Here is a 12,275-nt window from a genome sequence, read left to right on the forward strand (position 1 = left end):
GTTAAATATGCCAGTTAGCAGATAAAGGGTGGCCCAGCAAACTCAGCGAATTATCGTTTTCAGGATGCCGAGGGCTTCTATCATTTCATTTTCTTTTAGCGAGGCAAAGCCCATCCGCAGGGCATTGGCCGCAAAAGATTCGTTCTTATAAAAACTACCATTGCCAATGTAAAGCCCTTTTTTGGAGGCTTCTTGTGACATTTTGGTCATGTCAATCTTTTCATCAAAAACTGTCCACACGCCAAGCCCTCCTTCCGGGATCTTGAATTGTATTACGTTTTTAAAATCGGATTGGAGTATATCGCAAAACAAGTTCCTGCGCTGCTTATAAATTTTTAATGATTTGCGGAAATGCCTCTCCATTTCTCCATCATCAAACAGTACCGCGAATGCTTCTTCCAATAGGGTATCGCCTTGTTTGTCTATCAGTTGCCGTAATGATGCCCCATCTTCCACAAAAGCTACCGGCCCCGTCATAAATCCGATACGTAAAGCCGGGGCAAACGTTTTGGAGATAGAGCCGATATAAATCACATTATGATTATGGTCGATACCAGCCAGCGGCAGATAAGGTTTATTATCGTAATGGAAATCAAAATCATAATCATCCTCAATAATGGCGAAATGGTATTCCCGGGCCAAGTTCAATAGTTTTAATCTGCGTTCCATGCTCATGGTTACCGTTGTAGGGAAATGATGGTGCGGAATAATATATACCGCCTTTATTTTTTTGTGCTGTAAAACCACTTCCAGCTCATCTACATCCATTCCATTATCATCAACCGATATCCGTAACAGGTTGGCGCCTGCGTATTTAAAGGTCTCATCGGCGGAGCTATAGTTTGAAATACCTACCGCAATGTTATCGCCGTTATTGAGCAGCAATTGCGCGGCTAAATAGATGCCCATCTGGCTGCCCTTGGTAATGAGTATATTTTCGGCAGCGACAATCAGACCCCGGCTATGGGAAAGGTAATTGCAAATAGAATGGCGAAGGTGTTCCGACCCCATGGCACTACCGTACTTCAAAAAATTGCGGCCGTGAAACCGTCGGGAAAGGCTCCGGTATTCTCTCATCAATACATCTACAGGAGCCAAACGTACATCAGGGAAACCGTCGTCAATGGCCAACATGGTTTGTTGTTGTAAATTTTCATTGGGTGCAGTCTTCCCCAGCTTTTTCCATGAGAAAGATTCTTTGGAAGTATTGTTTTTTTCCTCCTCGGGTAATACTGTTTTGGAACGACGTATAGGAAGCTTGGAAAGTACAAACACGCCCTTGCGCTCCATAGATTCGGCCCAACCCTGGCTGATCAGTTCTTCATAAGCCAGTTTTACCGTATTTCTGTTGATGCCGATCAGATCTGCCAATATCCTCGAACTCGGTAATAAATCAGCGGGCTGCAGCGTGCCATTAGTGATCAACGCTATAAAACTATTACACACCTGGATATGTAACGCTACGGAGGCATTTCGCTCAACCAGGATCAATGATTTGTAAGGCAACATCTGGGCTGTAGTTTTTATAAAAATTGGCATACAAATATAACCCAACAGCCCAATACTTTTGTATAAAATTATCGAAATGAAAAAAGTATTAGTCATCAATTCAAGTGCCCGGGCGCTCAGATCGCAAAGCAGAAAACTGACAGAAGTATTTATCGATCATTGGACAAGCATCCATGGTGATGCCATGATTACCACCCGGGAATTGGGGAACATCGATGTACCCCACATGAACGAAAACTGGATAGCCGCGGCTTTTAAGCCTGAAGCGGCAAGGTTAGCCGAGGAAATGGAAACATTAAAAACAAGCGATACCTACATTGCCGAGTTAAAGGAAGCTGATGTGATTGTATTAGGCTCGCCCATGTACAACTGGTCAATCCCCAGCGTGCTTAAGGCCTATATCGACCAGATTATAAGGGTGAATGAGACTTTTACCTTTAACCGGGCCGATGTACAGAACACTTATACCGGACTACTTGAAAATAAAACGCTGTTTCTTTTGCTTTCAAGAGGCGAACCTGGATACGGCAAGGGAGATTATAACGAGTACATGGATTTCCAGAGCACCTATTTAAAAACAGTATTTAATATCATAGGCATCAGCAATATCCACATAATCACTATTAACGGGTTATCCTACGGGCCGGAGAAAGCTAAAACATCCATTGATACATCGCACCAGGATATCAGAGACTTGATAGAGAGGGAACTGGTGTAAATGAAAAACAATGTATTCAAAGGGAGCATTCTCATTGCGCTGGGCGCTGCAAGTTACGGAATGCTGGCAACCTTTGTAAAAATGGCCTACCGTGAAGGATTCAGCACCGCCGAGGTAACACTTTCGCAGTACATGCTTGGCGTCGCAGGGTTATTTATTTTAACCTTACTGCGTAAACGGGAGCCTGCACCGGCAACAAAATCGACAGGCATAAAGGGTGTATTTAAGCTGATCATAGCGGGGACATCATTGGGGCTGACCAGCGCTTTTTACTATTTCTCCGTACAATACGTACCGGTAAGTGTTGCTATTGTGTTGCTGATGCAAACCGTGTGGATGGGTGTTATTGTAGAAACAATCCTGCATAAAAAATCGCCCGGCTTAAGTAAAATAATATCCATCGTTATTATCCTGACCGGCACTGTATTGGCTACCCATTTGCATAGCCAATCTGTGCGTATCAACTGGACCGGATTTGGCTGGGGACTAATGGCAGCGCTTTGCTATACGGCAACCATGTACTCTTCGAACAATATAGAGCTTCATGCTCCTCCGTTAAAACGAAGTATTTACATGATATTGGGTGGATTGATCGTGATCATACTCATTTTCCATTCATCACTCAACCACGAATTCTCCTGCGGGATATTCCTGCGGTGGGGTCTTCTCCTTTCTTTATTCGGGACCATCCTTCCTCCGCTGCTATTCACAAGAGGAATGCCGCTAACAGGCATGGGACTGGGAGCCATTATTTCATCTATAGAAATACCGGTTTCTGTATTGATGGCAAATTTGTTGCTAAAAGAGCCCGTGAGCTTTTTACAATGGGCAGGCGTTATCCTGATCCTGCTCGCAGTTGTGCTGATGAATATCGGAACGAATAAAAAGCATCAGCTGCCTTAGTAATCACAGTTATTATTGTCCTTCATTCCAGCGGTAACTTTCGTTATCCAGGCCGATGAGGTCAATGACGCGGTTTATTACCGTCATGGCCAGCTCTTCGATGGTTTTGGGTTTGCTGTAGTATGAAGGAATGGCCGGGCAAATTATGCCACCCGCTTCGGTCACCGTTTCCATATTGCGGATGTGGATAAGGTTTAAAGGGGTATCGCGGGCTACCAGAATGAGTTTGCGGCGCTCCTTAAGTATCACATCGGCGGCGCGGGTGATCAGATCATCAGAGATCCCAGCAGCTATACGGCCCAGCGTGCCCATAGAGCAGGGAACCACAACCATGGTATCAAACCTTGCCGATCCGGAGGCAAAGGGGGCCATAAAGTCATTCTTGGCGTAAAAGTGATAGTCGTACTGGCTAAAATCCTCGTTATCGAGCTCAAAACGCCAAACATCCTTGGCATTATCAGACATCACAACGGCTACTTCTTGTATCTGGTCTTTTAGCTGGCTTAGCTTTTCTAACAAAAGGCGGGCGTAAATTGCGCCGCTGGCACCCGTAATGGCAACTACGATCTTCTTCTTCATAATTAATCCTTCATCAACAACGCAAACTTACCAAAGTTACGGGCATAAAAAAGGGTCGAATAACAAGTACCCGACCCTACATCTACCTATGAAAAACATGCCCTTGAGAGGGCACTACAAATATAATAAGAGTTTTTAAATTACTAAACAAATTTGTAAAAATAATTTTACGTTAAGTTTTTATAAATTCTTCTCGATAAGTAATTGAATAATACCATCAACCATACCTACTCTGGGCACATAAATACTCTTAATACCGGCATTTTTCATCACGGTAAGATATATTTCGCAGGCGGGTATAATTACATCGGCGCGGTCCTGATTAAGGCCCAGCACGTTGATGCGGTCTTTAAGGGAGAAGGACGTAAGATAAGTATATAGCTGGCGAAGCTTATTAAAGCTCAGTGGTGCTTCGTTCTCTTCTTCGGAGAGTTTATATAGCTTGTTGATGTTACCACCGGTGCCAATACCTGACAATTGTTTAAAACCACGGGTATGCTCACGTATAAAATCTTTCATCTCGTTCCAGGTTTCTTCGGTATCCTGGTTATCGAGTATCCGGATGGTACCGATGTTGAACGATTTGGATGCCATGAGCTGTCCTGTAGAAAACAAGGAAAGCTCGGTACTACCACCGCCTACATCGATATAAAGGTAGTTTTTACTTTTATCGATGTTTTGATCAACATGACTTGCGTAAATCACTTTGGCTTCTTTCGAGCCATGGATGATTTCCAGATCGATATTTGCTTCCTGTTTGATGAGTTTAGCCACCTCCTCTCCATTCTCGGCCTCACGCATAGCCGATGTGGCGTAGGCCAGGTAATCGGTCACCTTATACACATCCATCAGGTTGCGGAAGGCCTGCATCGCCTTTAAAAGATCATTGGTTTTACGTTCAGAAATATGGTGCTGTATAAACGCGTCATCGCCCAGGCGCAAAGGCACCCTGATCAGCGTATTCTTTTTAAAAGAAACCGAACCATTGTTTTCAATAATATCAGCAATCAGCAGCCTTACTGCGTTTGAACCTATGTCTATAGCGGCGTATCTCAATTTGTTATTTATTTTTAGCTTTCAGATAATTATATATTTCAATCTGCGCACGATGCGACTCGGCGGAGTGAGTTTTGTGGTACTTGTTGTTATTATGGCTGTTTATTTCTCGGGCCTTAGTATTATCATGTAACTGGATATCAATAATATCCCTGATCTCTTTGCGCAATTGTTCATCATACACCGGGAAACCTACCTCAATACGGTTATCAATGTTACGGCTCATAAAATCGGCCGATGTCAGGTACAGCAACTCGCTGCCTCCATTGCAATAAATATGCACCCGGGCATGCTCCAGGTATTTATCAACAATACTGATCACCTCGATATTGTCACTATACCCTTTTACGCCAGGTATCAGGCAACACATCCCCCTAACGATCATCCTGATCTTAACACCGGCATTGCTGGCCTGGTACAGTTTATTGATCAAATCCTCATCGGCGAGGCTGTTCATTTTTAGTATCATGTATGCCTTTTTACCAGCCTTGGCATTCTTGATCTCGTTATCGATCAGCTTATAAATAGCCGGCCGGGAATCAATGGGCGATACGATCAGATTTTTAAGCCCTTTTGGCAACGCGTTTTTATATAAAGCCTTGAACACTACTACCAGATCGCCTGTGATTTTTGGATTGGCCGTAAAAAGTGTGTGATCGGCATAGATACGTGCTGTTTTCTCGTTGAAATTACCGGTTGACAGACAAGCGTAATAAGCCAGTTTTCGTTTTTCGATACGGGTAATCAAACATATTTTGGAGTGCACTTTGTAGCCAGCCACGCCGTACAATACATTAACGCCCTCTTCTTCGAGCCTGTTGCTCCAGAAAATGTTGTTCTGCTCATCAAACCGCGCCCGAAGCTCTACAAGGCAGTTCACCTTTTTGCCATTTTTGGCCGCGTTGATAAGGGCGTGTATCACCTGCGAGTTTTCGGCCAAACGGTATACCGCGATGCTAATTTCCCGTACTTTGGGGTCAATAGCCGCTTCGCGTAAAAAATGGACAATATAATCATATGACTGGTAAGGTGTGCTCACCAGGTAATCGCGCTTGGCGATCAAACCAATCAAACTTTTACCAAATGAGATATCACCAACAGGTAAAGGTGGATACTTAGGATATTCCAGCTCGGGCCGGCCTACGTTAGGGAACGAGATAAAATTTTTAAAGTTATGATACCTGTTGCCGGGTATTAAACTTTCGCCGTGCAGCCCCATCCTGTTCACCAGATATTTTAACATATCCAACGGCATTTCGCTATCATACAGCAAACGCATGGGCTTACCCTTTTTGCGTTTTTGCAGGCTTTTAGCCAGCGAATCGATGAATTTTTCACTTACTTCCTTATCCAGGTCGAGCTCGGCATCACGGGTGAGCTGTAAGGAATAAGCCTCGATAGTATCGTGGTTAAAAATGAAGAATATGTCTTCCAAACTGTACCTGATGATATCATCCAGCAGGATAATAAACTTCAGATTGTTGGTTTCGGGCAGGGTTACAAACCTTGATAGGTTATCCGGGAACTCGATAAGGGCAAACCTGGTTTTATTGTTCTTGGTTAGTTTTACAAAAAAGTAAATGGCCCTGTCGCGCAGCTCGGGTAGCGGCATGGTATCATCCAGCATAATGGGCACCAACGTTGCCAATAGCTTTTCCCTGAAATAGGTTTTGACGAAGGCGCCGCGGGTTACGTTAAGCTGTTTATCGTTCAGCAAAAAGATCTTTTCTTCGGCGAGCTCCTTTACAATGATGTTTTCATAAAGGTTATTGAACTTGCGCTCCTGCTTTACAACCAGGTTTTTGATCTGGTTGAGGATCTTTTTGGGATTATACCCCAGTATTTCCTTCGATTTTTCATTCAGGTTGGCCAGGCGGCTCATGGTAGCTACCCGTACACGATAAAATTCGTCAAGATTGGATGAAAATATGGCTAAAAACCTTACCCGTTCAATTAGCGGAACAGTTGGGTCGGCAGCTTCCTGCAAAACCCTATCGTTAAAATATAACCAACTTATCTCTCTGTTTATTAAGGGAACCTGTTTATCCATATAAATTGCCCCCCTGGGGCTCACTTTTACAAAACTGCTTATTTATTTGTTAACTTAATATTAACTCATTAGTATTTAACGAGTTTTTATTCACACATAGTTCATGGGGTACTGTTCATAGGTGGTAATTCATGGTTCATAGATGATGGAGCATAGTTTATTGCTGTATATTAACCATAAAGATTGGCAAATTCAATACACTATTGATTCTTAACAATGAACCATGATCTATCATCCATAAACCAACAACTATACACTATAAACTATAAATTACTTAGTTTTGTGCACACTTATAAAACTAAAAACATTTACTTATGCCCACATTTGATATAGTAAGCAAGATAGACGGACAAACGCTTGATAACGCTATCAATACCGCAAAAAAGGAAATTTTGAACCGTTATGATTTTAACGATTCAAAAAGCACTATCGATCTGGATAAAAAAACCAACGAGATCACTATTGTTACCGAAAATGATATGCGTTTAAAAGCCATCCAGGATTCCATCATCAGCCGTATGGTGAAACAGCATTTAGATTCTAACGCTTTGGATTTTGGTAAAGAACAATACGCGTCGGGTAACATGATCCGCAAGGAGATCAAAGTGAAAGAAGGTATTGATAAAGAAACAGCTAAGAAGATCGTTAAAAAGATCAAAGACAGTGGCCTCAAGGTTCAAGCTTCTATCATGGACGACCAAGTGCGTGTGCAAGGTAAAAAAATTGACGACCTGCAGGCGGTGATCAGCCTTTGCCGTGGTGATAATTTCGGTCAGCCATTGCAGTATATTAATATGAGGGACTAATACCCGCTCCTATTCCAATATTACTTGAACGTCATTGCGAGCGCAGCGTGGCAATCCCCGACATACGGAGCGGCTCTGCTAATTAGGGATTGCCACGCTGCGCTCGCAATGATGCTTTATTTATAAAAAGAGAAAGAGCCGCAAATTGCGGCTCTTTCTCTTTTATGGTATTTGAATAACAGGACTTACCCTGCTACTTCAACTTCTTTAACTTCATTAGGTCGACCATTTTTAAATGCCTTGCGAGGTGACAAGCCCAGCAATTCAAACATAGCCATATCGGTATCAAATGATGGGTTTGGCGTGGTCAATAATTTCTCACCGGCGAAAATAGAGTTGGCTCCGGCCATAAAGCAGAAAGCCTGTTCAACCACGCTCATTTCTGTACGACCTGCAGACAGGCGCACTACCGTTTTTGGCATAATGATACGGGTGGTAGCTATCATACGTACCATATCCCAAACAGATACCCTTGGCTGATCGGCCAGTGGTGTGCCTTGTACAGGTACCAACGCATTGATCGGTACTGATTCCGGGTGTTTAGGCAGGTTTGATAACGTTTTCAGCATCGATATACGATCTTCTACAGTTTCGCCCAGGCCAATGATACCACCGCTGCATACGGTAATTTTTGCTTTACGCACATGCTCCAGTGTCTGCAAACGTTCATCATAAGTACGGGTGGTGATGATACGCTTATAATCTTCCTCAGAAGTATCCAGGTTGTGGTTGTAGGCATACAGGCCCGCATCGGCCAAACGTTGCGCCTGGCTTTCGGTAAGCATACCCAGGGTACAACAAACTTCCATATCCAGCGCATTCACGGCTTTTACCATATCTATCACCTTGTCAAAGTCGCGGTTATCGCGTACCTCGCGCCAGGCAGCACCCATGCATAAGCGTGAAGCACCACCGGCTTTGGCTTTTTCGGCCGCGGCAATCACTTCATCCTTAGGCATAATGGCATGCACATTAACACCGGTATTGTAACGCGCTGCTTGCGGACAATATGCGCAATCTTCAGAACAGCCACCGGTTTTTATCGAGATCAGCGAGCTGATCTGCACTTCGGCGTAGTCCTTATTTTCACGGTGTATGGTTGCGGCCTTGTAAACAAGGTCAAGCAGTGGGGTATGGTATATTTCAGCGATTTCTTCTTTAGTCCAGTTGTATCTTACCTCGGTCATTTCTGTTATGATTTTGATGGGTCAAATTTAAAATAATTAGTGATTTAGTGAATTAGTGATTTAGCGATTTATTTGTCTTGGATCGGAATTTACAGAATTAAAGAATTAACAGAACTTTAATAATTTAATAACTCACTAACAATCAGACCATTCTCCCAATCACTAAATCAATAATTCAATAATTACCTAGTGGTGTAACAAAAGCTTTGTGGCCAGCCAAAGCGGTAATAAAAAGCCTATGCAATCTGTAAACGTGGTAATGATTATAGACGACGCTACCGCCGGATCGATCCCTACCCGCTTTAATATCAGCGGAATAGACGCGCCTGTTAAACCCGCTATGATGAGGTTACCCGTCATGGCTAAAAACAGTACCAGGCCCAGCATCGGGTTGGCATCATAGAAAAAAGCCACCGTAAAAACAATCAAACCATTTGCCGCGCCATTGATCATCCCTACCAAAAACTCTTTCAGCACGGTGTTATAGGCCTGTTTATCGCTCAGATCGTTCAAGGAAATACGCCTTACCGTTACCGCCAGGGCTTGTGTTGCGGCGTTACCGCCCATACCCGCGATAATGGTCATATAGGCCGAAATAATAGAAAGCTTAGCCACCGTCGAATCGAAATTACGGATGATGGATGCCGCCAGGAACGCCGTACCCAGGTTGATAACCAGCCAGGGTAAACGACTTTTTACCGCGTCTTTCCAGTTGCCGCTCAGCTCTTCGTCCTCAGATACACCCGATATTTTCAGGATGTCCTCGGTATTTTCTTCCTCCATCACGTCGATGATGTCATCCACCGTAATGCGGCCCAGCAGTTTCATGTGTTCATCAACTACCGGGATATTGGTGAGGTTGTATTGCGATATTAAACGGGCCACTTCCTCCTGGTCAACATCGGCCTTTACATACACAAAGGTGGTTTGCACCAAATCGCTTATCCGCGCGTCGGCTTTAGCTTTAATGAGTTTTTTGATGGAGAGTATACCTTTCAGCGTAGCCGCGTCATCAACCACATAAATAGTATATAGTTCCTCCATCTCTTCCGATTGATGGATGATCTCGTCGAGCGCGTCCTTCTTATCCAGGTTGATATTTACCCGGATAACCTCGGAGTTCATCAAACCACCTGCCGTATCCTCGTCATAACTGAGCAGGGCGCGGATACTGCTGGCATCCTCCTGGTCAATATCTTTCAGGATCTCATGCTGCTGCTCCTCATCCAGTTGCGAGATAATGTCGGTAGCATCGTCATAATCCAATTCCTCAACAATCTCGGTACGTTTATCCGGGTCAAGATTCACCAGCAGTTCTTCCGGGTGGTGTTCCTCGTCCATTTCCGAAATTACTTCAGATGCGATGTCGGTTGGCAGAATATTGATGATGCGTTCTTTAGCTTCCTGCGGAAGTTTTTCAAACAGAATAGCAATCTCAGAGGCGTGGTATCCCTGCAGAACTTTCTCTAACTCAACATCATCGCTTTCCAGAGCGGCTTTAATGCGGAGCAGGTCGGTTTTATCGATTTCAAAAGATTGCATATTCCGACTAAAATAGTCATTTATGCCGGGAATTATAGAACCAAGAGTAAGGAAAAGAAAGTCAGTTTTTTAAACCAGAGACAAGAATCAAGAACCAAGAACCAAGAGTCAAGACAGAAAAAAAACATCTTTATCTTGATTCCTGGCTCTTGACTCTTGCATCTTACAAACTGTGATCATATTTCGCCACGGCGCCACTAAGCTTGCTGATCTTAAACAAGGTTTGCTCCACCTGGGTTTTACGGATGGAAACCTGTATGCGGCAATCATTGTCAAATTGCTGATGGAGAATAGCCAGGTTATCGTCTTTAATAACGCGCATTACGTCATTCATCTGCAAGTAATCAAAGCTGATGGTATATATATCGTTCACCGTTTTATGAATGATGGTCGCCTGGTTCAGGGCTTCTTCTGTTGCTACTTTGTAAGCATTAATCAAACCGGGAACCCCCAGTAAGGTACCGCCAAAATAACGTACTACCACAACTACTATATTGGTCAAATCGCGCGACAGCAGTGTATTGAGTATCGGCCGACCGGCAGTACCCGAGGGCTCGCCATCATCATTAACCCTGAACACTCCCCTATCAATACTCAAGCGCATGGCCCAGCAATGGTGATTGGCTTTGGGATGTTCAGCCTTCAAGTTGGTGATAATTCCTTTAATATCATTCTCTGAGTTGATTGGATAGGCATAAGCCAGGAATTTGCTGCCCCGGTCGCGGAATATACCTTCAGTTGGTTTCTCTATAGTTTTATAAGTATCGTCAAAAAGCATTTTTTTAAGCGAAAAGCGGAAGGCTAAAAGCGGAAAGCTAAAAACCGACAACTCATTTAAAAATTCAAATAATTCACTAAATATCTGAACCTCGATTTTCCGGATTAAGGGATTTCAGGATTTTACTAAATTGTTCATATTTTTTTTTCACAACTCAATAATGAAGAATAAATCACTAATTCACTAAATCAATAATTCAATAGTTAACTAAAAAGCTGCGGGAAATAAATGACTACAATAGCCAGTATAGCTACTACAATACCAATTTTGTTGAGCATACTCAGTTTTTCTTTAAATATGAATATCCCGATAAAAGTCCCCACTATAATTACACCGATGTTCATGGATGAGAACACCGCCGAAGGACTATTAGCCAAAGCCTGGTGAGCTTTTAAGTAAAACAGAATATTGCCAAAATTAGCTATCCCCAGTATCCACCCAATGAGGATATGCGGCCAGGAGAATTTTGTCTTTTTGGTAGCTACCTGGTAAATAAGTCCGATCATGGAAAGCGCGAAGGCCAATATAAAGATCACAAAAATGGCCGAGGTAAACGGCACTTTGTTCAGCTTGGTTATCTGTTTCAAAAGCACATCAATAATACCAAAACCTAAAAAAACGACGAGTAAATAGATCCAGGAAACTTTGGCGGCCTTATCACGTGAAGCCTTTTGCCAGGGTATAGAGCATATGATAGCGATAAAAGCCAATACAATGCCGATGATCTTTATGGTATCCTTAGCCTCATTAAATATAAAAAACGCCGCGAAAATGGGAATGAACAACGATAGCCGCTGCGCCACATCGGTGCGTACAATACCCGCCAGCCGCACAGAAGAGGCCATGACGACAAATAACGAAGGAAATAAGATCCCGAGCGCTATATAATTATAAATTGGTGCATCCGTAAAATTGATGCTAAGCTGCGGTTTAAAAAATATCCAGGTAAGCAATATAGCCATAGAGTAGTTCCAGGTGATGGCCTGAAATACATCGATATGGTAGCGTTTAGCCAGTTTCAATAGCACAGAAACTACAACGCTGCAGCAAATACTTAAAAAAACGTAGAGCATGATATAATTGGTATCAAGTAGTTAGTATCAAGTAACAAGATTTTCATCAATTAAGTATCCAGTTTTCACAACCC

General features: G+C 43.1%; 11 protein-coding genes. 3 read left to right on the plus strand and 8 right to left on the minus strand.

Annotation, left to right across the window (positions count from 1 at the left end):
* Window positions 1-42 precede the first annotated feature (42 nt).
* Entirely contained in the window at window positions 43-1,539 is a 1,497-nt protein-coding gene (gene pdxR / locus ACTJKG_RS06815; RefSeq protein WP_440738737.1) for a MocR-like pyridoxine biosynthesis transcription factor PdxR, read from the minus strand.
* Window positions 1,540-1,585: 46 nt separating this feature from the next.
* Between pdxR and ACTJKG_RS06820 the strand changes: the two genes are divergently transcribed.
* Together ACTJKG_RS06820 and ACTJKG_RS06825 are read left to right on the plus strand one after the other, a co-directional pair.
* Window positions 1,586-2,227, plus strand: coding sequence for an FMN-dependent NADH-azoreductase (locus ACTJKG_RS06820; RefSeq protein ID WP_440738738.1), 642 nt, complete (start codon window positions 1,586-1,588; stop codon window positions 2,225-2,227).
* Entirely contained in the window at window positions 2,228-3,130 is a 903-nt protein-coding gene (locus ACTJKG_RS06825; protein WP_440738739.1) for a DMT family transporter, read from the plus strand.
* 12 nt (window positions 3,131-3,142) lie between these two features.
* On the opposite strand, the gene ACTJKG_RS06830 is transcribed toward ACTJKG_RS06825, so the two are convergent.
* The 3 genes from ACTJKG_RS06830 to ppk1 form a co-directional block, all read right to left on the minus strand.
* Window positions 3,143-3,709: a UbiX family flavin prenyltransferase gene (locus ACTJKG_RS06830; protein ID WP_440738740.1), complete on the minus strand. Its 567-nt coding sequence runs from the start codon at window positions 3,707-3,709 to the stop codon at window positions 3,143-3,145.
* Between the two features lie 180 nt (window positions 3,710-3,889).
* Entirely contained in the window at window positions 3,890-4,765 is an 876-nt protein-coding gene (locus ACTJKG_RS06835; RefSeq protein ID WP_172333082.1) for a Ppx/GppA phosphatase family protein, read from the minus strand.
* Between the two features lie 4 nt (window positions 4,766-4,769).
* Entirely contained in the window at window positions 4,770-6,815 is a 2,046-nt protein-coding gene (gene ppk1 / locus ACTJKG_RS06840; protein WP_172333081.1) for a polyphosphate kinase 1, read from the minus strand.
* A 314-nt stretch (window positions 6,816-7,129) separates the two neighbouring features.
* Here ppk1 and ACTJKG_RS06845 point away from each other — a divergent pair, with 314 nt between their 5' ends.
* Entirely contained in the window at window positions 7,130-7,621 is a 492-nt protein-coding gene (locus ACTJKG_RS06845; RefSeq protein ID WP_172333080.1) for a YajQ family cyclic di-GMP-binding protein, read from the plus strand.
* Window positions 7,622-7,806: 185 nt separating this feature from the next.
* Here the strand turns inward: ACTJKG_RS06845 and bioB are convergent, their stop codons facing one another.
* From bioB to ACTJKG_RS06865, 4 genes are all read right to left on the minus strand, one after another.
* Window positions 7,807-8,808 carry a biotin synthase BioB gene (gene bioB, locus ACTJKG_RS06850; RefSeq protein WP_419698658.1) on the minus strand — a complete coding sequence of 334 codons (1,002 nt, stop codon included), beginning with the start codon at window positions 8,806-8,808 and terminating at the stop codon, window positions 7,807-7,809.
* Window positions 8,809-8,994: 186 nt separating this feature from the next.
* Window positions 8,995-10,350 (minus strand): magnesium transporter, encoded by a 1,356-nt coding sequence (mgtE, locus tag ACTJKG_RS06855; RefSeq protein WP_172333078.1) that lies wholly within the window; start codon window positions 10,348-10,350, stop codon window positions 8,995-8,997.
* Window positions 10,351-10,513: 163 nt separating this feature from the next.
* Entirely contained in the window at window positions 10,514-11,128 is a 615-nt protein-coding gene (locus tag ACTJKG_RS06860; protein WP_440738741.1) for an IMPACT family protein, read from the minus strand.
* A 203-nt stretch (window positions 11,129-11,331) separates the two neighbouring features.
* Window positions 11,332-12,201, minus strand: a complete 870-nt coding sequence (locus tag ACTJKG_RS06865) for an EamA family transporter (protein WP_172333076.1) — start codon at window positions 12,199-12,201, stop codon at window positions 11,332-11,334.
* Window positions 12,202-12,275: the final 74 nt, after the last annotated feature.

Source organism: Mucilaginibacter sp. 22184, assembly GCF_052045695.1.
Classification (GTDB): Bacteria; Bacteroidota; Bacteroidia; order Sphingobacteriales; family Sphingobacteriaceae; genus Mucilaginibacter.

What these genes read in the sequence shown, in the direction of transcription:
- mgtE (WP_172333078.1), bottom strand. Translation starts at nt 10,350, where the DNA reads ATGCAATCTTTTGAAATCGATAAAACCGACCTGCTCCGCATTAAAGCC.
- ACTJKG_RS06860 (WP_440738741.1), bottom strand. Translation starts at nt 11,128, where the DNA reads ATGCTTTTTGACGATACTTATAAAACTATAGAGAAACCAACTGAAGGT.
- bioB (WP_419698658.1), bottom strand. Translation starts at nt 8,808, where the DNA reads ATGACCGAGGTAAGATACAACTGGACTAAAGAAGAAATCGCTGAAATA.
- ppk1 (WP_172333081.1), bottom strand. Translation starts at nt 6,815, where the DNA reads ATGGATAAACAGGTTCCCTTAATAAACAGAGAGATAAGTTGGTTATAT.
- pdxR (WP_440738737.1), bottom strand. Translation starts at nt 1,539, where the DNA reads ATGCCAATTTTTATAAAAACTACAGCCCAGATGTTGCCTTACAAATCA.
- ACTJKG_RS06820 (WP_440738738.1), top strand. Translation starts at nt 1,586, where the DNA reads ATGAAAAAAGTATTAGTCATCAATTCAAGTGCCCGGGCGCTCAGATCG.
- ACTJKG_RS06830 (WP_440738740.1), bottom strand. Translation starts at nt 3,709, where the DNA reads ATGAAGAAGAAGATCGTAGTTGCCATTACGGGTGCCAGCGGCGCAATT.
- ACTJKG_RS06825 (WP_440738739.1), top strand. Translation starts at nt 2,228, where the DNA reads ATGAAAAACAATGTATTCAAAGGGAGCATTCTCATTGCGCTGGGCGCT.
- ACTJKG_RS06865 (WP_172333076.1), bottom strand. Translation starts at nt 12,201, where the DNA reads ATGCTCTACGTTTTTTTAAGTATTTGCTGCAGCGTTGTAGTTTCTGTG.
- ACTJKG_RS06845 (WP_172333080.1), top strand. Translation starts at nt 7,130, where the DNA reads ATGCCCACATTTGATATAGTAAGCAAGATAGACGGACAAACGCTTGAT.